This window comes from Stenotrophomonas sp. TWI1409 (assembly GCF_039673015.1).
Taxonomy (GTDB): Bacteria; Pseudomonadota; Gammaproteobacteria; order Xanthomonadales; family Xanthomonadaceae; genus Stenotrophomonas; species Stenotrophomonas maltophilia_A.
In genome coordinates this window covers 102912-127496 of sequence record NZ_JBDJKU010000001.1, presented here as the reverse complement: position 1 = coordinate 127496, position 24585 = coordinate 102912, and the positions used below count along the sequence as shown (strand labels likewise).

Annotated in this window: 22 protein-coding genes; 11 read left to right on the top strand and 11 right to left on the bottom strand. The window is 65.6% G+C overall.

The features are described 5' to 3' along the window. The first annotated feature begins 71 nt into the window (after nt 1-71). Nucleotides 72-1724: an ABC transporter ATP-binding protein gene (locus ABE423_RS00645; protein WP_346484602.1), complete on the top strand. Its 1653-nt coding sequence runs from the start codon at nt 72-74 to the stop codon at nt 1722-1724. A 104-nt stretch (nt 1725-1828) separates the two neighbouring features. Continuing rightward, nucleotides 1829-2980, top strand: coding sequence for a serine hydrolase domain-containing protein (locus tag ABE423_RS00640; RefSeq protein WP_346484601.1), 1152 nt, complete (start codon nt 1829-1831; stop codon nt 2978-2980). Between the two features lie 26 nt (nt 2981-3006). Here the strand turns inward: ABE423_RS00640 and ABE423_RS00635 are convergent, their stop codons facing one another. Further along, nucleotides 3007-4254, bottom strand: coding sequence for an arsenic transporter (locus ABE423_RS00635; protein WP_346484600.1), 1248 nt, complete (start codon nt 4252-4254; stop codon nt 3007-3009). A gap of 246 nt (nt 4255-4500) precedes the next feature. On the opposite strand from ABE423_RS00635, the gene ABE423_RS00630 reads away from it, so the two are divergent. Continuing rightward, on the top strand, nt 4501-4713 hold the full coding sequence (locus ABE423_RS00630; RefSeq protein WP_012511105.1) for a hypothetical protein: 213 nt from the start codon (nt 4501-4503) through the stop codon (nt 4711-4713). Nucleotides 4714-4738: 25 nt separating this feature from the next. Further along, nucleotides 4739-5362, top strand: a complete 624-nt coding sequence (locus tag ABE423_RS00625) for a hypothetical protein (protein ID WP_346484599.1) — start codon at nt 4739-4741, stop codon at nt 5360-5362. Here ABE423_RS00625 and ABE423_RS00620 read toward each other — a convergent pair. Genes ABE423_RS00620 through msuE form a run of 3 tightly spaced genes read right to left on the bottom strand, consistent with a single transcriptional unit; the run spans nt 5319 to nt 8009 of the window. Continuing rightward, nucleotides 5319-6353: a methionine synthase gene (locus ABE423_RS00620; protein WP_346484598.1), complete on the bottom strand. Its 1035-nt coding sequence runs from the start codon at nt 6351-6353 to the stop codon at nt 5319-5321. The genes ABE423_RS00625 and ABE423_RS00620 overlap by 44 nt on opposite strands. A gap of 38 nt (nt 6354-6391) precedes the next feature. Beyond that, nucleotides 6392-7369 carry a DUF1852 domain-containing protein gene (locus ABE423_RS00615; protein WP_121503311.1) on the bottom strand — a complete coding sequence of 326 codons (978 nt, stop codon included), beginning with the start codon at nt 7367-7369 and terminating at the stop codon, nt 6392-6394. Between the two features lie 58 nt (nt 7370-7427). Continuing rightward, nucleotides 7428-8009: an FMN reductase gene (msuE, locus tag ABE423_RS00610; protein WP_032127268.1), complete on the bottom strand. Its 582-nt coding sequence runs from the start codon at nt 8007-8009 to the stop codon at nt 7428-7430. Nucleotides 8010-8184: 175 nt separating this feature from the next. Here msuE and ABE423_RS00605 point away from each other — a divergent pair, with 175 nt between their 5' ends. Together ABE423_RS00605 and ABE423_RS00600 are read left to right on the top strand one after the other, a co-directional pair. Continuing rightward, nucleotides 8185-9099: a LysR family transcriptional regulator gene (locus ABE423_RS00605; protein WP_006367926.1), complete on the top strand. Its 915-nt coding sequence runs from the start codon at nt 8185-8187 to the stop codon at nt 9097-9099. Beyond that, complete coding sequence (locus tag ABE423_RS00600; RefSeq protein WP_346484597.1) at nt 9099-9968, top strand: methylenetetrahydrofolate reductase; 870 nt, start codon at nt 9099-9101, stop codon at nt 9966-9968. The genes ABE423_RS00605 and ABE423_RS00600 overlap by 1 nt, the downstream gene beginning before the upstream one ends. A 31-nt stretch (nt 9969-9999) precedes the next feature. On the opposite strand, the gene ABE423_RS00595 is transcribed toward ABE423_RS00600, so the two are convergent. Next, entirely contained in the window at nt 10000-10278 is a 279-nt protein-coding gene (locus ABE423_RS00595; protein ID WP_032127271.1) for a hypothetical protein, read from the bottom strand. A 190-nt stretch (nt 10279-10468) separates the two neighbouring features. On the opposite strand from ABE423_RS00595, the gene ABE423_RS00590 reads away from it, so the two are divergent. Together ABE423_RS00590 and ABE423_RS00585 are read left to right on the top strand one after the other, a co-directional pair. Beyond that, the gene (locus ABE423_RS00590) at nt 10469-11302 is read left to right on the top strand and encodes a trypsin-like serine protease (RefSeq protein WP_346484596.1); all 834 of its coding nucleotides are present in this window, start codon (nt 10469-10471) and stop codon (nt 11300-11302) included. Between the two features lie 88 nt (nt 11303-11390). After that, nucleotides 11391-11918 (top strand): DUF6622 family protein, encoded by a 528-nt coding sequence (locus ABE423_RS00585; RefSeq protein WP_346484595.1) that lies wholly within the window; start codon nt 11391-11393, stop codon nt 11916-11918. 138 nt (nt 11919-12056) lie between these two features. Here the strand turns inward: ABE423_RS00585 and ABE423_RS00580 are convergent, their stop codons facing one another. The 5 genes from ABE423_RS00580 to ptsP all read right to left on the bottom strand — a co-directional run bounded on the left by ABE423_RS00580 (nt 12057) and on the right by ptsP (nt 19265). Further along, nucleotides 12057-12656 carry a fasciclin domain-containing protein gene (locus tag ABE423_RS00580; RefSeq protein WP_346484645.1) on the bottom strand — a complete coding sequence of 200 codons (600 nt, stop codon included), beginning with the start codon at nt 12654-12656 and terminating at the stop codon, nt 12057-12059. Nucleotides 12657-12752: 96 nt separating this feature from the next. Beyond that, nucleotides 12753-14006: a carbohydrate porin gene (locus tag ABE423_RS00575; RefSeq protein ID WP_346484594.1), complete on the bottom strand. Its 1254-nt coding sequence runs from the start codon at nt 14004-14006 to the stop codon at nt 12753-12755. 14 nt (nt 14007-14020) lie between these two features. After that, complete coding sequence (locus tag ABE423_RS00570) at nt 14021-15727, bottom strand: fructose-specific PTS transporter subunit EIIC (RefSeq protein WP_197615178.1); 1707 nt, start codon at nt 15725-15727, stop codon at nt 14021-14023. Between the two features lie 74 nt (nt 15728-15801). Continuing rightward, nucleotides 15802-16758: a 1-phosphofructokinase gene (pfkB, locus tag ABE423_RS00565; protein WP_346484593.1), complete on the bottom strand. Its 957-nt coding sequence runs from the start codon at nt 16756-16758 to the stop codon at nt 15802-15804. Then, entirely contained in the window at nt 16755-19265 is a 2511-nt protein-coding gene (gene ptsP, locus ABE423_RS00560; RefSeq protein ID WP_346484592.1) for a phosphoenolpyruvate--protein phosphotransferase, read from the bottom strand. The genes pfkB and ptsP overlap by 4 nt, the downstream gene beginning before the upstream one ends. Before the next feature lie 156 nt (nt 19266-19421). On the opposite strand from ptsP, the gene ABE423_RS00555 reads away from it, so the two are divergent. Beyond that, nucleotides 19422-20405 carry a LacI family DNA-binding transcriptional regulator gene (locus ABE423_RS00555; protein WP_346484591.1) on the top strand — a complete coding sequence of 328 codons (984 nt, stop codon included), beginning with the start codon at nt 19422-19424 and terminating at the stop codon, nt 20403-20405. Between the two features lie 145 nt (nt 20406-20550). Here the strand turns inward: ABE423_RS00555 and ABE423_RS00550 are convergent, their stop codons facing one another. Then, nucleotides 20551-22113, bottom strand: coding sequence for an MFS transporter (locus tag ABE423_RS00550; RefSeq protein ID WP_346484590.1), 1563 nt, complete (start codon nt 22111-22113; stop codon nt 20551-20553). A 151-nt stretch (nt 22114-22264) separates the two neighbouring features. Between ABE423_RS00550 and ABE423_RS00545 the strand changes: the two genes are divergently transcribed. Together ABE423_RS00545 and ABE423_RS00540 are read left to right on the top strand one after the other, a co-directional pair. Next, nucleotides 22265-23146 (top strand): LysR family transcriptional regulator, encoded by an 882-nt coding sequence (locus tag ABE423_RS00545; RefSeq protein ID WP_180837114.1) that lies wholly within the window; start codon nt 22265-22267, stop codon nt 23144-23146. Nucleotides 23147-23274: 128 nt separating this feature from the next. Further along, entirely contained in the window at nt 23275-24579 is a 1305-nt protein-coding gene (locus ABE423_RS00540; protein ID WP_346484644.1) for an NADH-quinone oxidoreductase subunit D, read from the top strand. The last annotated feature ends 6 nt before the right edge of the window (nt 24580-24585 follow it).

The window sequence follows — 24585 nt, the reverse complement described above, 5'->3', positions numbered from 1 at the left end:
GCTACGTCGCTCCTGAATAGATATGTTATAGCATATCATTCTGGGGTTGAGTCCACGCCGGAACCAGGCCGATGAAGAAGACTGCTGTTCCGCCGCCCGTCGCTGAAATCCTGGGCACGTACTGGAAGGCTGACCGCAGGCTGCTGCTGCTCATCGCCGGCAGTGTCGTGCTGTCCAGCCTGGCCAATGTTGCGGCGCCCTATCTTTTCTCACGCCTGATCGACCGTCTGCCCATCGACGGGGTCGGCGCTCTCGCCGGCGGCTTCCTGCTGTATGCGGTCATGCTTGGCGCTGGCAGCGCCCTGCAGAACACCGTGCAGTACCTGTCGTTCCTCAGCGGCGAGAATCTTGGCTTCATCACCAGTACCCGCTACTTCGCCCGTCTGCTGAAGAAGACCAACAGCTTCTTCCTGGAGTACAACGCCGCCGAGCTGCAGGTTGCAGGGGAGAAAGGCCGTGGCGCGCTGAAGATCGTGGTGCAGCTGGGGCTGGTGGCCTTCATTCCCAGCGCGCTGCAGATCCTGCTGACGCTGATAACGCTGGGTGCGTTGATCAACCTGCAGGTGGTGGCCATCGTGCTGGCTTACGGCACGGTAGCCGTCACGCTTTCCGCCATCGCTACCCGGCGCGCACGCATCCATCGCGAAGCTGCGGTCGAGGCCGGCCAGCAGAACGCGCGCTTCGTCGGCAATGCCATGAATGCCATGGAGACGCTGCGCCAGTTCGGCGGCAGCGCCTGGATGGTGCAGCGCTTCGAGCAGAAGGCCCAGGAGGTGCGCGACAGCTGGCGCGCCTACGTACTGCAGCGGATCGGCTTCATTGCGCTGCTGGGCATCGGCCTGGCGGTCGAGTTCATCGTTACCTTCCATCTGTTGCTGCCGCGCTACCAGAGCGGCGGTCTGAGCGTCGGCGACATCGTCCTGTTCAATCTGCTGCTGCTCCAGCTCAACATGCCGTTCGAGATGATCGCCCGTTCGATCGATGACGTCGCGCGCTCGTGGAGCATGCTGGCTCCGCTTTCCACCTTGTGGGCGGCGCCCGAGGAGCAGCAGGTGGCCGATGCCCAGCGCTTCGCCGGGGAAAGCGGTGGCCTGGAGTTCCAGCAGGTCAGCCACCGCTATGGCAACGGTCGCGGGGTAAGCGATGTGTCCTTCGAGGCCAAACGTGGCGGCATCAATTTCCTGATCGGGCCGACCGGGGCAGGGAAGTCGACGCTGTTCAAGCTCGCCCTGAAATCGATCGATCCCCAGCGTGGCCGGATCCTGGTCGATGGGCTTGACCTGTCCCGGATCGACCGTGCGGCCTGGCATGCCGCTGTCGCGGCGGTTCCGCAGGATGTCATCCTGCTCAACGAAAGCCTGGCCGACAACATCCTGTTGGGGCGCGCACGCGATGATGATCGGCTGCAGCGTGCCGCACGCAAGGCTGCGATCCTGCCGTTGATCGAGGCGCTGCCTGAGGGCCTTGAAACCACCGTGGGCGAGCGGGGCCTGAAGTTGTCCGGTGGGGAACGCCAACGCATCGCGATTGCCCGTGCACTGTATGGCGAGCCGGCGATCCTGTTTCTGGACGAGGCCAGCTCCGCGCTGGATGAGGCCACTGAACGCGAGATCATGGACCATATCCGCGCACTGGCGAACGATGTAACCGTGGTGGCCATCACCCATCGGCGGGGCATCGTGAGCCCGACTGACCGGGTGATTGATCTCGGGGGCGATGCTTAGGGCCAGGAGGCGCTCCGCAGCCAGCGTGTTCGTCTCGACAATCGGCTATCGTGTGCGCTCTTTCCTGATCGCCCTTCAAGCGCCAACGCATGGAAGCCACTTCGATGACCGTTCGAAACAGACGTTGGTTTCATGCCCTCGTTGTGTCCGTCGTACTCCTTGGTACCGGATGCACGGGTGGGAAGTCGCCATCGAAGGAACCGGGAGCAGAGATCGACGAGGTTGCGCAGACCCTGATCGAGCAGCCCTTGCTGCACTCGGCTTCCATCGGCGTGGTGTACCGGGGCAGGACCTTCATCCGCCATCGCGGCGATATGGTGGCCGGTACAGCCGGCGCGCCGACCGATGCCACGCTCTATGAGATCGGCTCACTGAGCAAGACGTTGGCCGGCACCTTGATGGCCAATGCGGTGCTGGAAGGCAGGGTGGGCCTGGAGGATGACGTTCGCACGTACCTGCAGGGCGACTATCCCAACCTGCAGTACCAGGGCCAACCCATCCGCGTCCGCCACCTGCTGTCGCACACCAGTGGCCTGCCGAACATGCTGCCGGAGCGCGCGAACACGGTACTGGAGGACTTTACCGATCACCGCACGCCGGGCGAGCTCAATGCGCTCTACGCGCACTACGGCAAGCCGGATTTCCTCCGGGACCTGCACGCCGTACAGATTCCGCGGATGCCAGGGAAGGAGTACGCCTACTCCAGCGCAGGGACCGAGCTGGCGGCGCATGTTCTGGAGGTGGCCTACAAGACCGACTACGCGTCACTGCTGCGTGGCTTCTTCAGCGACTCCGCGGCGATGACCGGCCTCCGGATCAGGCTGGATGATGCCGAAGCGCCGCGGTTGGCGGCCGGCTATCACAGCGACAACCCCGTACCGACCACGCCGATGCCGCAGTTGCCATGGGGCGCTTCCGGAAACGTCAAAGCAACCGTCCCGGACATGGTGAAGTACCTTCAGTTCCAACTGGCCAATGGGCCGGTGGTAAAGGAATCGCATCGCGCCCTGGCCAGATTCGACGACGAGTTCAGCATCGGCTACTTCTGGAACATCGTCGCCGGCGATCGCCAGAAGGGCGTCTACTATGCCCATCACGGTGGCGTACCGCGCTCACAGTGCTACATCTACATCATGCCCGAGCACGATCTGGGCATCTTCGTGATCACCAATCAGAGTGGCGACCAGACCGCGCATGCCATGGAAGCGGCGATCGATGCCCTGGTCGGGAAGATTGCTGCAGGCAAGACCCCATAGTCCGGGGGGCGCCCGGCAGCCCCCGACTAGAGCAGCAACAGTGCCCCGATCAGCGCAGGCGGCATCACCAGCGCGCCCACGCGCAGGAAGTCGAGCGCGCTGACATGCTCGCCCTCGCGGCGCAGTGCCACCAGCCACAGCATCGTGGCCAACGAGCCGGTCACCGACAGGTTGGGGCCCAGGTCCACGCCGACCAGCAATGCGGCGCGGGTCTGTGCCGGCAGATCGGCCATCTGGCCCAGCGAGCCTGCGGCCAGGCCGACCGGCAGATTGTTGGCCACGTTGCTCAGCAATGCCGCCGCGCCACCGGCCATCCAGCTGGCCCGGTGAGACGATGCCTGCGCCACGGCCTGCAGCGCGCTGGCCGCCGTCTGGATGACACCGGTCTGTGCCACCGCTTCCACCAGCACGAACAGGCCAGCCACCAGCGGCAGTACGCCCCATGACACATGGCGCAGCAGCGGCAACGGACTGCGCCGCTGGCGCATCGCCACCACTGCCACACTCAGCGTGCCTGCGCAGAACGTGGCCAGGCCGAGCGGGCCGTTCAGTGCGGAGGTCACCAGCAGCACGGTGCCGGTGAACAGCACGCCCAGAGCGCTGAGCCGGCCGCCTTTGGTCAGCGGGCGATGCGCCGGCGCCGCCACCAGCGGCTGCGCGATCTCGCGCCGATGCACCCAGCGCAGCACCAGATAGGTGGCGCCGATCGCGGCCAGTGACGGCATCGCGAACTGTGCCAGCCACTGCATCAAGGGCGGCATGTGCTGGCCGTACACCACCAGGTTGGCCGGGTTGGAAATGGGCAGCACGAAGCTGGCCGCATTGGCGATGAAGGCGCAGACGAACAGATAGGGCAGGGGGTTGGCACGGGCGGCCTTGCAGGCGGCGTAGACCGCCGGGGTCAGCACCACCGCCGTGGCATCGTTGGAAAGGAACACGGTCACCAGCGTGCCGACCAGGAACACCAGGTCGAACAGGCGTCGTCCCGAACCACCCGCATGGCGGACCGCGTACAACGCCAGCCAGTCGAACAGGCCTTCGCGCCGGGCCAGCTCGGCCAGCACCATCATGCCGACCAGGAACAGATAGACATCGCGGCCCTCGGCCACCGCGTGCAAGGTCGTGCCGAACGACATCGCTCCCAGCAGTGGAAGCAGAAGGGCAGCCCCCAGTGCCCACACGTACTCCGGAATGCGGAATGGCCGGAACAGCAGGCCTACGGTGGCAACGGCCACGGCCGCCCAGATGAGGAAAGAGGAGTAGGAAGCGAGCATCGGGCGGGGTGTCTCAGCGGCGCCGACGCGTACCTCGCAGGAACGCGCCCGCTGCAATCACGGCAGTTCGGGGAAGGCGGCATCATACTCCGTGAGCCGCGCCCGAGCTGTGGAGCCCAGTCCATGCTCGTCTGCTTGCCGCCTGCCCCCCGGCACCCACGCTCCGCGAACGTTTTCTTCGGGCGCTCTTCACCGTCGCTCCGCTTAGAGTGAAGGCCACTCAAAGTGTCACGCATGGAATCAACGATGTCCGAATACCGGGACTGGATCTTCAATGCCAACGGCCGAACCCTGGTGGCCCGGGTGGAGCTGGATGGCGACGGCGGCGGCACCATCAACCGCTACCAGTTGACTCCGGGGCCCGCGCAGTCCGGGCTGTGCATCAAGGTAGCCTCGCAGGCCGAAGCCGCAAAGAAGCTCGAAACCGAGGTGGAGAAGCTGCTCGGCCCAGAGTGGTGAAGAGGGCTTCGCTACAGCAGAAGCGTTGAGAGGTCGCCAGCGCAACTCCGCAATCTCAGCCCATGCGACGGCCGACCGTATTCTTCCGGCCATGCATTCCCCCTCCAGCCCTCCCGATTTCATGACCGCTACCCGGCCCTCCGGCTGGGTGCAGAGCGGTGACCGCTGGGACCTGTGGTGGAACGACCGCTGCGTGGCCAGCGTCGTGCCGCATGCCGTGCTCGGTGTCCGCCTGTTCCTCGACACGCGGAAATCACCCCAGCCCAAGGTCGTGGCCGCCGTGAATGCTCGCCAGGCCAAGCGCTACGCCGAACGATGGTGCGCCGCCCGGCTCTGCCCGCAGTTGCGGCTGCGCGATGCGGTGGCGCGGCTGGTAGATAAAGGTACTCCATCACCTCCGGCACCCACGCGGGAACAACGGCAGCAGGCCCGCCGTCTGGCGGAGGCCGGGGCGGGGGAGATGGGACGGATCAAGGCGGCGCTGGCGCCGCGGCCCCCGGCGATGCTGGCCAGGCCCGAGGTGCCGGGGCGGGGTGGAGCCTGGTCGATACCAGGCCAGGCTCCGTCAACCCGGCGGCCGGAAGGGAGTGCGTTCCCGGCCAAGGCTACGCCGAAAGTTCCTCGCGCACGATCCTTGCCCCTTCGCTGAGCGCACGCAGCTTGCCCCGTGCCACTTCACGGGCCAGTGGCGCCATGCCGCAGTTGGTGCTCGGGTAGAGCTTGTCGGCATCCACGAACTGCAGCGCCTTGCGCAGGGTGCTGGCCACGTCTTCAGCCGTCTCCACCGTGCTGGAAGCCACATCGATGGCGCCCACCATCACCTTCTTGCCGCGCACCAGCTCGATCAGGTCGATCGGCACGTGCGAGTTGTGGCATTCCAGCGAGATGATGTCGAGGTTGGAGGTCTGCAGCTTCGGGAACGACTCTTCATACTGGCGCCACTCCGAGCCCAGCGTCTGCTTCCAGTCGGTGTTGGCCTTGATGCCGTAGCCGTAGCAGATGTGCACGGCGGTCTCGCACTTCAGTCCTTCGATCGCACGCTCCAGTGCGGCCACGCCCCAGTCGTTCACTTCGTCGAAGAACACGTTGAAGGCGGGCTCGTCGAACTGGATGATGTCGACGCCAGCGGCTTCCAGCTCCTTCGCTTCCTCGTTGAGGATCTTCGCGAATTCCCAGGCCAGCTTCTCTCGGCTCTTGTAATGCGCGTCGTACAGGGTGTCGATCATGGTCATCGGCCCGGGCAGTGCCCATTTGATCGGCTGCGTGGTCTGCCGGCGCAGGAACTTCGCATCCTCCACGAACACCGGCTTCGGGCGGCTCACGGCACCGACCACGGTCGGCACGCTGGCGTCGTAGCGGTTGCGGATGCGCACGGTTTCGCGCTTCTCGAAATCGACGCCGTTGAGGTGCTCGATGAACGTGGTAACGAAGTGCTGCCGGGTCTGCTCACCGTCGCTGACGATATCGATGCCGGCGTGCTGCTGTTCCTGCAGGGACAGGCGCAGGGCATCCTGCTTGCCTTCGGTCAAGCTTTCATCCTGCAGTTTCCAGGGCGACCAGAGCTTTTCGGGCTCCGCCAGCCAGGAGGGCTTGGGCAGGCTGCCGGCGGTGGAGGTGGGGAGCAGTTTCTTCGTCGACATTGCGTTCTGTGTCCTGGGGCGAATGGGGAATCGGTGGATCAGCGGGCAGCCCACTGCTCAAGCACGGCGCGATACGGCTTGATGAAGTGCTCTTCGGTGAATTTGCCCTGCTTGACCGCCAGCTGGCTGCGCTCTTCGCGGTCGTAGACGATGCGGGTGGAGGAGTAGTCCTGGTGCTTCAGGCTGGGCTGATAGACCTTGCCGGCCACGGAATTGGCGTTGTAGATCTCCGGCCGGTAGATCTTCTGGAATGCCTCCATCGTGCTGATGGTGCCGATCAGCTCCAGGTTCGAGTAGTCGCCCAGCAGGTCGCCCTGGAAGTAGAACGCCAGCGGCGCGACGCTGCCCGGCGGCATGAAATAGCGCACCTGCAGGCCCATCTTGTCGAAGTACTGGTCGGTGGGGGAGAACTCGCCCTGGCGATACTCCACGCCCAGGATGGGATGGTGGTTCTCGGTACGATGGTAGGTCTTGCTGCTGGAGACGCTGATGCAGATCACCGGCCCCTTGCTGAAATTGGCGCGGTAGGCCTCCGATTCCAGGAAGTGCTGGAACAGCTTGCCGTGAAGATCACCGAAGCCTTCCGGAATGCCGAAGGTGGCCTTTCCCTCGTTGCTGGCCGGCAGTACCACGCTGAAGTCGTAGTCGCGCACATAGGACGAGAAGTTGTTGCCGACGATGCCCTCGGTGCGCGCGCCGGTGTGCGTGTCGACGATGGTCGGGCGCAGCACTTCGATCAGCGGGAACGGATCGCTGCCGTCGGCTCCATCGATGTGCATCTCCACCGAAATGATGTCCAGCTCAACGGCGTAGCGGTCCGCACTCGGGTTGTCCCAGTGCGCCAGATCGTTGAAGCGGTTGTTGATCATGCTGATCGTGTTGCGCAGGTTCTCCTGGCGGGACTCGCCGCGAGCCAGGTTGGCGAAGTTGGTGGTGATGCGCGTGCCGTCAGCGGGCTGGTAGTCCTCGTTGAAAGGGATGCGCGTGATGCTGAAGGTGAAGTTCTCGGTCGTCATGGGCGGCGTTCCGGGTTGCGGGGGTGACATCCGAATGCGGGTCGCTGGCATTCGGCATTCAAAGGACTGCAGCGGTCTCGGCAGTGGCAGGCGCTGCGCGATGGGACAGGGCAAGCAGGGGCAGTGCCCGCTGCACTGCCAGCCGTGCGCGCTGGATCAGGGCCTCGTTGTGCACGCGGCCCTCGGCGAAATCGCGGTCGGTGGCGTAGACGCCGAGGGGCAGGGTGCGCGCCTGGAAGAAGCTGAAGAGCGGCCGCAGCTGATGATCGATCACCAGTGCGTGGCGCTCGCTGCCGCCGGTGGCGGCCAGCAGGATGGGGGTGTCGACCAGCGCATCCTGGTGGATGAAATCGAAGAAGTGCTTGAACAGGCCGGTGTACGAACCGCGGTAGACCGGCGTGGCCACCACCAGTACGTCTGCCTGTTCAACGGCCACCAGCTGCCGCTCCACAGCCTCGGGCAGCTGCGAGCGCCACAGCGCACCGGCCAGCTGCGGCGCCAGTTCGCCCAGCTCGATCAGGTGCGGCTCGCAGGCAACGTCCTCGCCGATCAGGTCCAGCAGGTACTCTGCCAGGGTTGCAGCCCTGGAGGGGCGCTGCAGTCCGCCTGAAACGGCGACGATACGGAGGGGGCGGGTCATCTGTTCGCTTTCAGCAGGGGAGGGAGCTCCTTCGGGCGATCTGCGGGGCGCAGTCCTGCAGGCCGGCGAGGTGACCGGGCTGGCAGGCAACCGAAGGCATGACCCGATCCTAGTCATGCCCTTCCATGACGTAAAATGGTATTACTTCACCAATCCATGAGCGGTATTCATCGTCATGTTGGAACGGATCCACCTCAGCATCGTGCAGCAGGTCGAGCAACAGGGCTCGCTGACTGCTGCCGCCGGCGTGCTCAACCTGACCCAGTCAGCCCTCAGCCACAGCATGAAGAAGCTGGAGCAGCAGCTCGGCACCGATGTCTGGCTGCGCGAAGGCCGCAGCCTGCGCTTGACCCAGGCCGGGCAGTACCTGCTGGCGGTGGCCAACCGCGTGCTGCCGCAGCTGGACCTGGCCGAGGAGCGCCTGGGCCAGTTCGCCCAGGGCGAGCGAGGCGCGCTGCGCATCGGCATGGAATGCCATCCCTGTTACCAGTGGTTGCTGAAGATCGTCTCGCCGTACCTGGCCGCGTGGCCGGACGTGGATGTGGACGTCAAGCAGAAGTTCCAGTTCGGCGGCATCGGCGCGCTGTTCGGCTACGAGATCGACCTGCTGGTCACGCCGGACCCGCTGCTGAAGCCGGGCCTGAAGTTCGTGCCCGTGTTCGACTACGAGCAGGTGCTGGTGGTGGCCAGGAATCACGCCCTGGCCAAGGTGGATCACGTAAAGCCGCGCCAGCTCGGCCAGGAAGTGCTGATCAGCTACCCGGTACCGTTCGAGCGCCTGGATATCTACAACCAGTTCCTGCTGCCGGCGGGCATTTCGCCGCGGCGCCACAAGACCATCGAAACCACCGACATCATGATGCAGATGGTGGCCAGCGGTCGCGGCGTGGCCGCCATGCCGCGTTGGCTGGTGGAGGAATATGCCGCACGCATGGACGTGGTGCCGGTGCGCCTGGGTGCGAAAGGCATTCCCAAGCAGATCTACCTGGGCGCGCGCGAGGCCGATACCGGTATCGACTACCTGCAGGCCTTCGTCGAACTGGCGCGTAACAGCACGCCGGTTGCCGGCAATGCAGGCGGAGCCCGTTGATGCCCGCACCTGGATCGCAGCGGGCGGAAGCCTTCATCAACACGTTTTCGCTGGAAGTGAGCGCCAAGGCCATGCCGGCACTGCGCGCGGAAGCGGATCGCATCGCTCCGGGAACGACGATCTCGATCCCTTACCTGGCGAGCGAGGACGACGACGCCCGGCTGGCGGCCGTGTGCACGGTGCGCGAGCTCGGCTTCGAGCCGATGCCGCATCTCTCTGCCCGCCGTATCGGGTCGCGTGCAGCGCTTGAGCGGTTCCTGGAACGTGCCGCCAACGAAGCCGGGGTAGCGAAGTGCCTGCTTATCGCGGGTGATCTTTCCACGCCCGCAGGTCCGTATGCCGACAGTACTTCGATCATCGAGACCGGCCTTCTTGAGCGTTACGGCATCAAGGTTGTGGCCATCGGCGGGCATCCGGAAGGCCATCCGGTGATGACCGCCGAGGACCGGTGGCACGTGTTGGAACGCAAATGTCAGGCCATCGAGGCGAGAGGCATGGCACCGCTGATCATCACCCAGTTCGCCTTCGATGCCGATATCGTGCTGGCCTGGCTGGATGCGCTGCGCGCCCGTGGCATCACGGTTCCGGTACTGGTGGGCGTGCCGGGCCCGGCCAGCATTGCGCGGCTGGCGCGCTACGCCGCGATGTGCGGCGTGGGTGCCAGTGCATCGATGCTGGCGCGGTACGGCATCTCGATCGGCCGGCTGCTGGGAACGGCAGGGCCGGAGGTGTTCATGGATCGCCTGCTGAGTGGGCTGACGGACGCCCATGGCCCGGTCAGCCCGCACTTCTTCCCGTTCGGTGGCATTGCGCCATCACTGGGCTGGATAGAGCGGTACCGGCGGCGCACGTCGGCCGCCAGCGTTTGATGCTCTATCGATGATCGCGTGGCTGGGCCCTTCAGCCCGGCAGTTCGCACTTCATCTTGCCGTCCACGTAGTACGGCTTGGGTACGTTCGGGTTCTCGCTGGTCTTCTCGAAGACCACCTCGAAGGAAGCCGCATCGGGCGAGCCCTTGCGGTCGGTGCACGCGTCCTGCAGCTTCTTCTTGACCGCCGCGATGCCCGCATCGCGATTGGCACCGTCGGCGCTGTTGGTCAGGTTCACGGTTTCGGCCGAGGCCAGTGGGCTCAGTGCAAGCAGGCAGCCGGTCAACATCAGGGTGTGCAGTCTGGTCATGCCGCGTACCTCATGGGTCTCCAATGAGGCTCCAGCATAGAGCGGGGCTGTTAACGGCCTGTGGCCGCCCCGGCTTCGGGGCCGGTTCTCCCGCATTCGTCGTCGAACACGGGAGTCTGGTCGGATGCCTCCCCTTGGCCCGGCGTGTTCGGCTAGGCTGCAGCGACTGACCGCAAGGATGAAGGCCCTCATGATCCGCTGGCTGTTCCTCGCGCTTGCCGCGCTGCCGCTCGCTGCCGGGGCCGTGGTCATCCGCCACGACGTGGACGATGCCCGTTACCGGATCGAGGGATCAGAATTTCCCGCCCTGGCCGACATGCCGGGTGAAGGGCAGGGTGTTCTGATCGCCCCGCAGTGGGTGCTGACCGCAGCGCATGCCGCACCGATGAAGGGTATGGGGCAGACCATCGCCATCAACGGCAAGGACTACGGCGTGGAACGTGTGGTCGTGCATCCGGGCTACAGGCGAATGCCGGAAGCCTTGGGCAAGGAAGCACTGGCCACGGGGAGCCCGGCGAAGATCCATGCGTTCCTGGCCGGATCGGATGACATTGCGCTGATCAGGCTCACGGCCCCCGTGAACGATGTGCAGCCCGTGTCGCTCTATCGCGGCAGTGCCGAGGTCACGCAGGTCGCCGCCTTGATCGGAAAGGGCGCCACTGGCAATGGGGCGATTGGACTGGTGCCGGGCGGGCCGCATCGCACATCGCTGCGGCGCGCATACAACGCCATTACCGGTGGCAATGATCGCTACCTCTGGTATCGGTTCGATGCCCCGCCACAGGGCCTGCCGCTTGAAGGCGTGCTCGGAAACGGGGACAGCGGCGGCCCATTGCTGATCAAGGATCACGGCGTCTGGCAGCTGGTGGGGCTGGGCTCCTGGATCACCGCCGTTCCCGAGCATGCCCTTGAGGCCGGCTTCTACGGGCAGGTGGTGCACAACGTTCGGGTATCGCGCTATGTGGGTTGGATCGAGAGCGTCCTGAATGCGCCCGATTACCGCCCAGTAACACCCGAAGACTGACAGCTGTCACTGGCTGCAACCCGGGCGGAAGCGAATAGTGAGCGCCAAGGCGAGGGCACCTCGCCACCAACCACCAAGGCGACCGCTCATGAACATGCTCCAGCAACTCACTTCGCAGACGCCGATCTGGGTCTGGCTGCTCCTGGCGTTCCTGGTTACGCGTGGCATGGCCGCCATGAAACCGGGTGAGACTTCGTTGCAGAAGCTGGCGATCGTGCCCGTCCTGTTTGCTGTGTGGGGCGCGTGGTCGATCAGTCATCGCTTCGGCGCGTCGCTGACCGCCTGGGGCGAGTGGTTGGCCGGCATCGGCACCGGCGCGGCACTGGGATGGCTGCTGCTGGGCCACGTGAAGCTGACCCTGGATGGCGCCACCGGAACGCTCTGGCGCAACGCGGACTACAGCGTGTTGCCCCTGCTGCTGCTCGCGTTCCTGGTGAAGTACGGTTTCGAAGTCGCATTCGCGGTGTCGCCGCCATTGATCGCCAATGCCGGCGCCAGTGCGGCCTACCTGCTGCTGTCAGGGGGCTTCACCGGCCTCTTCATTGGCAAGTACTGCCGCTATCTGGCCTCGTTGCGACTGGACGCGGCGGCGAAAGGGTGGAAAGCGGCAACCTGAACCTCATTTGCGTGTGACGCGTCACGCTAATGCTGGTTTCAGTGGCACGGGCAGGAAGGTGCGCCGCCACTGGCGGGGCCCCCAGCTCAGCATGCTGGTAGCGGGCATCGTTCCTGATGCCCGCTGCCCAAAGCCGCATCATTTCGGCATCAGTACAGTGTCGATCACGTGGATCACGCCATTGGACTGGCCTACATCAGCAATGCTGATGCCCGCTTTGCCTCCCTTGGCATCGATAACCCACAGCTTGCCTTCGTGGAGAGAGATCGTAAGTGGTTCGCCCTGCACGGTCTTCAGCGTCGCCTTCCCGCCATGCTTCCTGGCGTCTGCAACGAGCTGCGCGGAAGTGTAGGTGCCTGGCACCACGTGGTAGGTAAGAATCTTGGTCAGTTGTGCCTTGTTTTCCGGTTTAACCAAGGTGTCGACAGTCCCGGCAGGCAGCTTGTCAAAGGCTGCATTGGTAGGGGCGAAGACGGTGAAGGGACCCGCCCCGTTGAGGGTGTCGACCAGGCCCGCCGCCTTGACTGCGGCGACCAGGGTCGTGTGGTCCTTGGAGTTGATGGCGTTCTCGACGATGGTCTTGGTCGGATACATCGCTGCGCCACCAACCATGACGGTGTTGGCGGCGAAGCTGGAAGAAGCTGCTGAAACAAGGACGGCGAGGCTGACTGCGGAGGAAATTCGCTGGAGAGCGTTCACGGTGCGACCCTCGGATTGGCGCCCGCAATGCGCGGGCATCCTCATTACGGCCCGGGGCGCGGATTGGATGCAGCGGATTCTGCTCCAATCGTTTCGCGCCACGCAGTTCGGCAGGAAGGCCGCCATTGGCTTTGCTTACAGGCTCCAATCAACCCGCATGCCGGCGATCAACGCATTCGGCAGGTCGCGCTGGCGGGCGGGTTCGTTGAACTGGTCCGGATGCACGATGTAGTGCAGGTTCGGTGCGATCCGGAGCTGCGGGGTGAGCTGGATGCCATAGCTCAGTTCCATCATGACCTGGCTCCCGTGCGGCGTGCCGCTACCGCCTGCCGCGGCGCGGGCAAGGCGCAGGTTCTCCAAGGCGATGCCGCTGTACTTCTGCTGGGTCACAACGAAAGCGATGCTGTCCTGCGGCCGGCCGGCGAACGTGCCTTTCTGCACCACGCCCGCCTGCAGGAAATGATCCTCGATCAGCTGGCCGGAGGTGCCCTTGAGCGCCGCACCGAACAGGGTCAGGCCGCGCCCGGCACCATCCCCGGTGAGTTGCTGCTCGAAGCGGGCGAACACCCCGGAGCGACCACGGCGGTTCGCGTAGTCCTGGCCACTAAGCAGCGCCGGGGTGCCGTTGGCATCGCGCAGCGGATCCAGATAGGTCGAGTTGTCCTGCCAGCCACCGAGTTCGTAGCGGGCTTTCAGTCGTGCCGAAGCAGGGCTGCGCCAACCGAGCGTGTAGGGCACGATCCAGCCGGTGGCCTGACTGGTACTCCATTTCAGGCCGTGCTGGCCGTCCTCGGCCTGGCTGGGATCGACCTGGTAGGCGCCGACGCGCACATAGACATCGGGCGTCACCCAGGCCGTGGCATCGGCCATCCAGCTCGATACCGGCCACCAGGTGAAACTGCTGGTGCGGAACACGTAGGTCGGGTTGCCGCAGGCCGAATTGCCCTGGAAGTACTGGCACAGCTCCGAACCGAGGTGATGGATGTTGGCGACGCTGCGCCCGGCTTCCAGCACCAAACGGTCGTTCAGCAGTTTCTGTTCAAGCGTCAGGTTGGCCAGGCGCGTGCCCTGGCCGCCGTAGATTTCCTGCACCGAGGTGCTGTTGCCGGTACGGCTGTTGGCCAGGTTGGTGCCATGGCGGTTGATGCCGTAGGCCTTGATCGTCGCGCCCCGCCAGCCAAACGCAGCGTTCAGGTTCACGTCGGCACCGAACATCAGCTGGCCGGCATACGCCGTGCCGCCGCGCTTGCCGCCATCGAGCGTGGCGGCTGCCTCGCCGGTGTATGCCAGCTTGGGGGTGAAGACGTCACTCGCGTCGGCGGCTGCGGCCACGGACGGCAGGGCCAGCAGGATCGCTAACGGCAACAGGCGGCGGGAAGGGGAGGTCATGGGCGAGGTTCCGTTTACAGGGTGGGAGCCGTGACCGGCTTCTTGAGGACGCGCAGCGCGACGGCGGTGACGGCCACGCCGGCCACCAATGCCAGCAGGTAGACGCCAAGGTGCGTGACTGCGTTCGGGATCGGCAGCACGAACACGCCACCGTGCGGCACCTTCAGCTCGACGCCTGCGGCCATCGAGATCGCACCGGCCACGGCCGAGCCGAGGATCAGCGCCGGAATGGTGCGCAGCGGATCGCGTGCGGCGTAGGGGATCGCGCCCTCGGTCACGAAGCTGAGGCCGAGCACGCCCGCGGCACCGGCGGTGCCGCGCTCCTCGGCGGTGAAGCGGTTGCTGAACAGCCATGTGGCCAACGCGATGCCCAGCGGCGGCGTCATGCCGCCGATCATCGTCGCAGCCATCGGCGTGTAGACCTGGCTGGAAATCAGTGCGGTGGAGAACGCGTAGGAGGCCTTGTTGACCGGCCCGCCCATGTCCACCGCCATCATTCCGCCCAGCAGCAGGCCGAGCAGGATCGCGCTGCTGCCCTGCATGCCGCGCAACCAGTCGGTCAGCCAGGCCAGCAGTCCGGCGACCGGGGTGCCGATCACATACATCATCAGCAAGCCGACCAGCAGCGTGCCCAGCACCGGCAGGATCAACACCGGCTTGAGGCCTTCCAGGCTGCGCGGCAGGCGCAGCGCACGATTGATCCAGTGCACACCGTAGCCGGCGATGAAGCCGGCCAGGATGCCGCCGATGAAGCCCGCATCCATGTTGACTGCCACCAGTCCGCCGATCATGCCCGGCGCGATACCCGGGCGATCGGCGATGGAGTAGGCGATGTAACCGGCCAGCGCCGGCACCATCAACATGAAGCCGGACTTGGCGCCGATCTGGAACAGCGACCAAGCCAGCGTGCCCTTGTGTGCATCGTCGAAGGCATAGATGCCGCCGAGCGCGAACGCCAGTGCGATCAGCAGGCCACCGGCAGTGACGAACGGCAGCATGAACGACACGCCGGTCATCAGGTGCTTGTAGGGACCGGTGACCTTGGCCTTTTCGGTGGTGCGGCCTGAAGCCGCCGTACCCGCCTGCACGCTGGCCTCGGCCAGCGCCTTGCGGATCAGGCTCTGGCCGTCATTGATCGCCGGCTTGGTGCCGCTCTTGAACAGGCGTTTGCCAGCAAAGCGTGACAGATCGACTTCGCGGTCGGCGGCGATCAGCACCAGGTCGGCGGCAGCGATTTCTTCGTCGCTCAATGCGTCCTGCGCGCCGACCGAGCCCTGGGTTTCCACCCGGATCGCGTGGCCCAATGCCTTGGCGGCTTGCTGCAGGCCTTCGGCCGCCATGAACGTGTGGGCGATGCCGGTCGGGCAGGAGGTGACGGCGACGATGTGCTTGCTGGCGTCCGCGGCGGGCGCGGTTCCGGACGTCGCGGCAAGCTGCGCCAGCACGGCAAGCGGGTCGTCCAGCACCTCACCGAGGCTGGCGCGTACGATCTGGGCGCTGCCGAAGCGCGCGGGATCCGCCTCGCCGTCACCCACCAGCAGCAGCTGCGTTGCGGCGGCGGCCTGCGTGGCGGGCAGTGCCCCGGTCACGCCCTGGTCGCTGCGGATTTCGATCGCCAGTTCAGCCCCTTGCTGGCGGGCGGCGCGGCGCAGCGCTTCGGCGGCAAGCACCGCCTCGATGCTGCGTTCGCCGGCGGCGATGACTACGGTGGAAGCTTGCATGGGCACTCCTGGAATTCTTCGGGTTCGTCCTTGCAGGAGGGGGCGGGCCAGCCGCAGCTCCCTCTGCAGGGGTTTCAATCCAACCGCTCGATCAGTACATCGCCGGTCCACGCGCGCACCTGTGCCGGATCCAGCCGTCGCGCGTCGCCGCTCTCCAGCCGGCTCATCGAGAACGCCGTCGCCAGTCGTGCGCACGCTGCCAGATCGAGGGAGGGCTGCAGCAAGGCGGCGGCGATGCCGGCGACCATGGCATCGCCAGCACCGACCGTGCTGCCGCGTGCCAGTCGCGGCGGTCGCGCGATCAGGACGCCGCTGCGATCAATGAACAACGCGCCGTCGGCGCCCATCGAGATCGCCACAAGCGCAACTCCGCGTTCGACCAAGGCGTGGCCTGCGGCCCGCAGGGCGCTGCGATCCGGCAGCGGCGTACCGGTCCAAGCCTCCAGTTCGTGGCGGTTGGGCTTGATCGCGTAGGGCAGTGCGCCCTGTGCGCCGCTCAACGCCGCGGCCAGCGCGTCGCCACTGGTGTCCAGCAGTACGCGCGCACCGGCGGCGCTCGCCTGCGCCTGCAGTCTCGCCCATGCATCGGCTGGCAGCCCGGACGGCAGGCTGCCGGACAGCACCACCGGCAGGTCCGGCTGGAGCAGGGCGTCGAGTCGGCGCGATACCGCGTCCAGATCGGCATCACGCAGTGACAGGCCGGGCAGGTTGATGTCGGTGGTCTCGCCGTTGGCCTCTTCGACCAGCTTGATGTTGGTGCGGGTGCGGCCCGCAATGCGCAGGCAAGCGTCTGCGATGCCGCGCTCGGCGAACAGTGCGCTGAACACGCCGTCGTTGCCATCGCCGAGCACGCCCAGCGCGGTGGTCGGTACGCCCCAGTCGGCCAGGCAGGCGGCCACGTTGATGCCCTTGCCGCCGGCGTCGTCGCGGGAGCTGCGGGCACGATGCACATTGCCCGGTCGCAGGTGCGCCAGCCGCACGGTCTGGTCGATCGCTGGATTCAGGGTAATGGTGACGGCGCGGGCGCTCATGCGCGCGCTCCATCGAGAGCGCGCACCTGCTCGGCGGTTTCGCAGTCCAGCGCGGTGTTGGCCAGTGCTTGCAGATCGATCAGCGCGTTGCCACGCAGGCGTGCCTTCACTGCCGGAATGTCGTTCGGGGTCATCGACAGTTCGTCCACGCCCAGGCCGGCCAGCAGCATTGCACCAAAGGGATCGCCGGCCAGGCCGCCGCAGACGCCAACCCAGCGCCCATGCAGGCGTGCACCTTCCACCGTGGCGCGGATCGCGCGCAGCACGGCCGGGTGCAGGCTGTCGGCCTCGGCGGCGAGTTCCGGGTTCTGGCGGTCGATCGCCAGCACGTACTGGGTCAGGTCGTTGGTGCCGATCGAGAAGAAGTCGGCATGGCGCGCCAGTACATCGCTCTGGGCTGCTGCGGCAGGGACTTCAATCATGATCCCGATCGGCACTTCGGGTGCCTCAAGCGCGGCGCGCAACCGTTCGCAGATGGCGCGCAGCGCGATCAGCTCGGGCACCGAGGTGATCATCGGAAACATGATGGACAGGCGTGCGCCGTCCTTCGCCGCGCGATACAGCGCACGCAGCTGTGGTTCCAGCAGGTCGGGGCGGCGCAGCAGCAGGCGCGCGCCACGCACGCCGAGGAACGGATTTTCCTCGCGTGGCAGCTCCAGGTGGGCGACCTGCTTGTCGCCACCGATATCGAGCGCGCGCACGATCAGCGGGCGGCCGTCGAGTGCCTTGGCCATCGCCACGTACGTGGCGTACTGCTCCTCCTCGCTGGGCGTGCTCCCGCGCTCGAGGAACAGGAATTCGGTGCGCATCAGGCCGACGCCTTCCGCGCCTTGCTCCAGTGCCAGCGGCACCTGCTCGGGCAGGTTGACGTTGGCGCCGATGTCGATGCGGTGGCCGTCAGGGGTCTGTGCCGGCTGCGCGCGTTGCGCCGCTTCACGCTCGCGGATCTGCTGCTGTTCGGCGATCCACGCACGGGCCGAGGCGAGATCGGCCTCGGACGGAGACAGGTAGAGCCGCCCGCTGCTGCCATCGATGATCGCCTCGCTCCCCGCGCTGATCGTCAGCAGCTCCGCGCCAGCGGCGACCAGCGCCGGCAGGCCCAGCGTGCGCGAGAGGATCGCGGTGTGCGAGGTCGGCCCGCCCAGCGCGGTGGCGAGGCCGAGCACGCGACCGGTGTCGAGGTTGGCCGTGTCGGACGGCGACAGATCAGCAGCGAGCAGGATGCAAGGATGTGCAGGCAGGTCGGCAATGCCGCCACCCGCCGCGGACGGATCAAGCTGTACCAGTACGCGCCGGCCCACGTCACGCAGATCGGCGGCGCGCCCGGCCAGTACCGGGTTGCCCAGGGCCGCCAGGCCCGACGCGATCTGCTCGATGGCCTGGTGCCAGGACCACGCAACGCCATGGCCTTCGACCATCAGCTGGCAGGTGCGGGTAATCAGATCGGTGTCGTCGAGCAGCGCAGCCTGCGCCTTGAAGATTGCCGCATCCGAGGCGCCGAGCCGGCGCTGGGTGTCGTCCTGCAGCGCGGCCAGTTGTTGGCGGGTGCGGCTGAGCGCGTCCTGCAGGCGCGCGCCGCCTTCGCCGAGCGGGGTGGGGCGGTCGGCGACCTCTGCCCGCGTGCTGGCCAGTACATGCACCGGGCCAATCGCCAGGCCAGGGCTGGCGCCGATGCCGACGATCGCCGCCTGTGCGTCAGGCGGATTCCAGCCCGCAACCGGCGCGGCCTTGCGCTGCGCCGCGCGCTCGGCATCGGCCTTTTCCTGTGCCACCAGCCCGTCCATGACCTTGCGCAGTGCGGCCAGCAGGGCAGGGGCATCGGCGCCCTCGGCAGACACGCTGACCGCGTCGCCATGGCGCAACCCGAGCTGCAGCAGCGCCACCAGGCTCTTGGCATCGGCAGCCTGATCGCCCGCGCGGACCTGTGCGCGGGCCGCGAAGCCGCGCGCTGTTTCAGCCCAGCGCGTGGCCGGGCGTGCGTGCAGCCCGTTGGGATAGGCGACGGTCCAGTCGAAACGCTCGGCCAGGTCAGTCACCGGCACAGTGGGGGCCGTGGTCGCAACATCGCCGGTCAGCGCGCTGATGATCTCGCTCGCATCGGCCGTGGTGAACAGGCGCTGCAGCGTTGCGTCATCCTGGATCAGTCGGGTCAGCCGGCGCAGCAGGGTGATGTGGGTATCGGACTGGGCGGCAATGCCGACCACCAGGCGGGTGACCTGGCCCGGATTCCATTCCACGCCTTGCGGGAACTGCAGCACGGCAATGCCATCGCGGCGCACCAGGTGACGGTCCTCGCCCAGCCCGTGCGGAATGGCCACGCCATGGCCGAGGAAGGTGTTCGCCAACGCCTCGCGACGCCCCATGCTGGCCTCGTAAGCCGGCGCAACGCAGCCGGCAGCGACCAGCATCTGCGCCACCTGGGCGATGGCGTCGGCCTTGTCGAGCGCCCGCGCATTCAGGCGGATCAATTCCCGGCTGACGGGGGCTGGGGAGGTCAAGGGCTGCAAGGCGGGCTCCGGGAAGGGGGTGCTGTGGCGTATTGGGAACGTTCCCACTGATCATTTCAATGTGCACTGCACAAAATGCCAATAGTCCTTTGGCGTTAGCATTGTCCTGAATGGCCATCCGGCCTCGAGCAGCGAAAGTTTCCGGGAACGGTTCCAATGAGCATCAGCATCAACGACGTCGCGCGCGTGGCGGGGGTCTCCAAGTCCACGGTGTCGCGCGTGCTCGGCGGCGGCCCGGTCAGCGAGGCCGTGCGTGGCCGGGTGGAGGCGGCGATCCGCCAGACCGGCTATCACCCCAACCTGCAGGCACGGCGCCTGCGTGCCCGGCACACCGGCATCATCGGGCTGATCGTGGCGGACATCCGCAACCCGTTCTTCACGGCGCTGATCCGAGCGGTGGAGGAGGTTGCCTATCGTGAAGGCCTGCGCGTCACCCTCTGCAACACCGACGAGGACCCCGAGCGCGAGGCGCTGTATCTGCAGTTGATGCACGAGGAGCGCATCAGTGGACTGATCTTCGCGCCCACCCGGACCACGGTGGGCCGGCTGGAGCGGCTCACACTGGACTATCCCACGGTGCTGGTGGACCGCGCCGCACCCGGCGGGTCGATCGACAGCGTGGTGCTCGACAATCCGGCCGCGATGGCGGGCCTGGTCGAGCATCTGGTCGCGCGTGGCTATCGCCGCATCGGCGGCCTGTTCGGCAGCACCAGCACCACGGCGGCCGAGCGTCGCGACGGCTATCTCGCTGCGATGCGTACGCATGGGCTGGAGCCGGATTATCGCGAGGTTGAGCCCACGGCTGAAGCGGCCATTGCAACGGTCGAACAGTGGCTGGCTGGCCCATCGCGGCCGGAGGCGCTGGTCGCCAGCAACAGCCTGCTGCTCATGGGAGCGTTGAAGGCCGCCCGCAGTGCAGGCCTGGCAATTCCGGACGCGCTGGCGCTGGCGGGCTTTGACAACGAACGCTGGACCGAACTGGTCGAGCCGGGCATCACCGTGATCGAACAGCCGGTCGAAGAGATGGGGCGCGCAGCGATGTCGCTGTTGCTTGAGCGCCTGCGCGCGCCGGAGCTGCCGGTACGCCGGCTGGTGATGACCGGCCGGTGCGTGGTGAGGGGATCAACGGCCTTGCGATGACCTCGCGGCTGTTTGCGGCCGTCCATCGATGGATACCCTCGCGTATATGTGGGTCATGGCTGCTCCTTCGCCCGGCCCCATTCCGCCGATGAACGTGGCCAGTTTTACGAACAGGCGTCGCACGCATGGGCGCAGCATGTTCAGCTCAATCCTCAGACGTCGTCTGGCAGTTTCGATTCCTGGCGGACGATGTGATCCCGGGATGACCGCCCCGGAACGTAAGCGCACTGACAACGGCCAGGGCGCAGGCACAAGCGCCCGCGTAAACCATGGCCAGTCGGTAGCCGAAAAGCAGCGACTGATGCGCTACGTCAAGGGACACTGCCTGGCCAGTGGCCGCCAGCTCATCCAGGTGCGCAGTACCTGCGGACAACCCCTCCGCAAGCGACCGCAGATGCGAAGGGTCACCGCCGGGCAGGTTCGTTTCAAGTGCGTAGTAAGTACCTTTCACCAGAATCAACCCCACCACCGCGATGTTGATGGCCAGACTGATGAATCTGGCACTGGTGTCCATGCCGGATGCCATGCCGGCGCGATCGCTGGGCACGGAACTGGTCGTCGTGTTGGTGATGGGCGTATTGATCACGCCCAGGCCCGAGCCTGCAAGAATGCAGCCTGGCAGCAGGGTCAACCAGCTCGCGTTTTCCGCGCCTGCACCGATCGCCATCATGAGCATCCCGCCGCCCATGGCAAACATCCCAGCGGGGACCACGCGCTCAGGCCCGAAGCGCACAGCGAGACGCTCGCCATAAGGCGGCAGCAGCAGCGACGGCAAAGTGTATGCCAGGACAGACAGGCCGGTCGCGATGCTTGAGTAGCCAAGTCCGTGCTGGAAGAACAGTGGCAGGTACACCATCAGTGGCCAGAAACTGAAGTTCATGCCCATCGAGCCCAGCAATGCGCCGGAGAAGCGCCGATTGCCGAAGATGGAAAAATCGAACATCGGGTCCGGCACCCTGCGCTCGACCGCGATGAATACCGCCAGGCTGATGACGGCAACCAGAGCGGCCGCCATGGAAGAGGCGCTTGCAAGGCCTGCAGGAATGCCCTGGGTGATGTACCAGGTGAAGGAAAAGACGGCCACTGACAGCGAGACGATTCCCGCAAGGTCCAGTTTCCGCTGGCTTGGCGCCCACGATTCCCGGATGCCCAGAACGGCGAGAGCCGTCGCGCCCACTGCCAGGGGCGCATGCACCAGGAACACCCAGCTCCAGCTGCTGATGACAACAACGCCAGCACCAATGACCGGCCCGAAACCCAGCCCTATGCCAAAGACCACGCCCCAGATGCCAAAGGCCTTGGCGCGCTGTGCGGAGTCACTGAACTGATGGGAAAGCACTGTAAACACGCAGACCAGCATTGCGCCTCCCGCCGCACCCTGCAGTGATCGAGCCACGATCAACGCCGTTCCGCTTCGAGCAAGGCCGCAGGCCAGGGATGTGATGCCGAACAGCAACAGGCTGATCACGAAGATGCGCTTGCGCCCGTACCGATCCGCCAGAGCGCCAGCCGCCATCAGCACCGTCGTGCAGGCGAGGGTGTAGGCATTCATGATCCACTGCAGGCCGCTGAAGCTGCTGCCAAGCTCTGTCTCCAGAATCGGCAGGATGACCGGCACGCTGGAGATTTCCAGCCCGAACATCAGGGAAGCCAAGCACGCCGCAGAAAGCGTCAGGCGGTCTCGAGCAGCAGGTGAAAGGGAAGTCATGGGTCTCCTCAGGCAGGTCCGGGATCTGGCGCACTGCCGGGGCGACTGCAGCTGCGCGTTTCAAGTGAGCGGCCATCTTGGAGGGACTTCCATGATGATAAAAATGATTTGATTTAATAGAATTGATCAATCTTCATCATGGATTGCCCCGGTGTTCTTTGACCCCGACCTGCTGCGCGCCTTTGTCGCCGTCGTAGAGACCGGCGGCTTCACCAAGGCGGGTGAGCGCATGAACCTCAGCCAGTCCGCCATCAGCCACCAGATCCGGAAGCTGGAAGAGCAGGCGGGCAGCGCCTTGCTGAAACGGACCACGAGAAGCGTGACACTCACCGAAGACGGCGAAGACTTCCTGCGACATGCCGAGCAGATTCTTGCTGCCCAGAGCCTGCTGGTTCGCCGGTTCCAGAGGGCTCCCGTTACCGGGGCAGTGCGCCTGGGTGTGCCGGAGACCTATGCCGGCGACCGGCTGACCGCAATGCTGTCGCGCTTCTCCCGCAGGTTCCCCGCGGTGCGGCTGGATGTAGCCGTGGAGTCCTATGGGGCGCTGAACGAACAGATACAGGCGGGAACACTCGACCTGGCGGTGAACCTGTTCCTGAGGGAGGACGTTGAGTGGCCGGTTCTGAGGCGGACACGTTTCGTCTGGGCCATCGGTTCGGGATTTGAGCACGAACCGGAAAAGACGCTGCCACTCGCACTCGCGCCCAGCCCGTGCATGCACCGCGACGTGTGCATCGGAGCACTTGTTGAAGCCGGCCTGGAATGGCGCGTCACCTTTACCTCGGCGAACCAGCAGGGCCTGCGATCGGCTGCAAAGTCCGGGCTCGCCATCACTGTCGTTCTTCAGGATGACATCCAGGATGGCCTGATGATTGCGGGCAGTGGACTGGGCCTTCCTGTGCTCCCCGCAGCGAGCTTCCGGCTGATGCGCAGTGCAGCCGTGCGGACGCCTGCGATCGAAACGTTGGAGGAACAATTGCTTCGCGCAGGCGATGGCGCGTGTTCGGTCCGCGCACTCGGCGCGGTGGGCTGAAGCTCAGCGCACGCACATTCCAGACCAAGCAGTCCATAACCGGCCTTCCACGTCGAAGTAGCATCGACGTTTGGAGCATTGAGCACTTCCGCTGAATGCGTTCGGTCTACGGAAGCTATTGGATGAACATGAAGCGGACGACGGCGGGCGGCCCCGCTCCCGTGCGCGGTGATCGGCGGGATACCGAGATCCGGAACTACGTGATGAACCTCGGCCCCCAACATCCTGCGGCACATGGGGTACTGCGCCTTGTGCTTGAGATGGATGGCGAGACCGTTGTGCGCGCGGATCCGCATGTGGGCCTGCTGCACCGGGGTACCGAGAAGCTGGCGGAGTCCAAGCCCTTCAACCAGTCCATCGGCTACATGGATCGGCTGGACTACGTATCCATGATGTGCAATGAACACGCCTACATACGTGCGATTGAAACCCTTCTGGGAATCGAGGCACCCATCAGGGCACAGTACATCCGCACGATGTTCGATGAGATCACCCGTATCCTCAATCACCTCATGAACATCGGAACGGGCGCGCTGGACCTGGGCGCCATGGCCGTGATGCTCTATGCATTCCGGGAACGCGAAGAGCTGATGGACTGCTACGAGGCGGTATCCGGCGCTCGAATGCATGCCACGTATTACCGGCCCGGCGGTGTGTACCGTGATCTGCCTGACCAGATGCCGAAGTACAAGGAGTCACGCTGGAAGAAGGGGAAGGAGCTGCGGCGGCTGAACGCCGCGAGAGAAGGGTCACTGCTCGATTTCATCGAGAATTTCACCCGCGAATTCCCAAACCGCATTGATGAGTACGAAACCCTGCTCACCGACAACAGAATCTGGAAGCAGCGCACGGTGGGCATTGGCGTTGTGACCCCGCAGCAGGCCATGGACTGGGGCATGACCGGGGTGATGCTGAGAGGCTCGGGCGTGGCGTGGGACCTGAGGAAGAAGCGCCCCTACGCGAAGTACGATGCCGTTGACTTCGACATTCCGGTCGGCAGCGCCGGTGACTGCTATGACCGCTACCTGTGCCGTGTCGCGGAGATGCGGCAGTCCAACCGCATCATCCGGCAATGTGTCGACTGGCTTCGCGCCAACCCCGGCCCGGTGATGGTCCAGAACTTCAAGGTAGCGCCGCCGTCCCGGCAGGAGATGAAGTCCGACATGGAAGCGCTGATCCATCACTTCAAGCTCTTCAGCGAAGGCTACCAGGTGCCGGCAGGTGAGACCTACGCAGCGGTCGAGGCGCCCAAGGGCGAGTTCGGTTGCTACCTGATCTCCGATGGCGCCAACAAGCCGTTCCGGGTGCACCTGCGTGCTCCCGGCTTCGCTCATCTCTCTTCTCTGGATGTAATCGTCAGGGGCCACATGCTGGCGGATGTCGTCGCCATGATTGGCACCTACGACATTGTGTTCGGCGAAGTGGATCGATGAGGAACC

Bases quoted from the DNA above. Each gene is read 5' to 3' on its own strand.
- ABE423_RS00615 (WP_121503311.1), bottom strand. From the start codon at position 7,369: ATGACGACCGAGAACTTCACCTTCAGCATCACGCGCATCCCTTTCAAC.
- ABE423_RS00550 (WP_346484590.1), bottom strand. From the start codon at position 22,113: ATGACTTCCCTTTCACCTGCTGCTCGAGACCGCCTGACGCTTTCTGCG.
- ABE423_RS00590 (WP_346484596.1), top strand. From the start codon at position 10,469: ATGATCCGCTGGCTGTTCCTCGCGCTTGCCGCGCTGCCGCTCGCTGCC.
- ABE423_RS00540 (WP_346484644.1), top strand. From the start codon at position 23,275: ATGAAGCGGACGACGGCGGGCGGCCCCGCTCCCGTGCGCGGTGATCGG.
- pfkB (WP_346484593.1), bottom strand. From the start codon at position 16,758: ATGAGCGCCCGCGCCGTCACCATTACCCTGAATCCAGCGATCGACCAG.
- ABE423_RS00585 (WP_346484595.1), top strand. From the start codon at position 11,391: ATGAACATGCTCCAGCAACTCACTTCGCAGACGCCGATCTGGGTCTGG.
- ABE423_RS00570 (WP_197615178.1), bottom strand. From the start codon at position 15,727: ATGCAAGCTTCCACCGTAGTCATCGCCGCCGGCGAACGCAGCATCGAG.
- ABE423_RS00620 (WP_346484598.1), bottom strand. From the start codon at position 6,353: ATGTCGACGAAGAAACTGCTCCCCACCTCCACCGCCGGCAGCCTGCCC.
- ABE423_RS00555 (WP_346484591.1), top strand. From the start codon at position 19,422: ATGAGCATCAGCATCAACGACGTCGCGCGCGTGGCGGGGGTCTCCAAG.
- ABE423_RS00600 (WP_346484597.1), top strand. From the start codon at position 9,099: ATGCCCGCACCTGGATCGCAGCGGGCGGAAGCCTTCATCAACACGTTT.
- ABE423_RS00580 (WP_346484645.1), bottom strand. From the start codon at position 12,656: ATGCCCGCGCATTGCGGGCGCCAATCCGAGGGTCGCACCGTGAACGCT.
- ABE423_RS00595 (WP_032127271.1), bottom strand. From the start codon at position 10,278: ATGACCAGACTGCACACCCTGATGTTGACCGGCTGCCTGCTTGCACTG.
- ABE423_RS00630 (WP_012511105.1), top strand. From the start codon at position 4,501: ATGTCCGAATACCGGGACTGGATCTTCAATGCCAACGGCCGAACCCTG.
- msuE (WP_032127268.1), bottom strand. From the start codon at position 8,009: ATGACCCGCCCCCTCCGTATCGTCGCCGTTTCAGGCGGACTGCAGCGC.
- ABE423_RS00575 (WP_346484594.1), bottom strand. From the start codon at position 14,006: ATGACCTCCCCTTCCCGCCGCCTGTTGCCGTTAGCGATCCTGCTGGCC.
- ABE423_RS00605 (WP_006367926.1), top strand. From the start codon at position 8,185: ATGTTGGAACGGATCCACCTCAGCATCGTGCAGCAGGTCGAGCAACAG.
- ABE423_RS00635 (WP_346484600.1), bottom strand. From the start codon at position 4,254: ATGCTCGCTTCCTACTCCTCTTTCCTCATCTGGGCGGCCGTGGCCGTT.
- ABE423_RS00645 (WP_346484602.1), top strand. From the start codon at position 72: ATGAAGAAGACTGCTGTTCCGCCGCCCGTCGCTGAAATCCTGGGCACG.
- ABE423_RS00640 (WP_346484601.1), top strand. From the start codon at position 1,829: ATGACCGTTCGAAACAGACGTTGGTTTCATGCCCTCGTTGTGTCCGTC.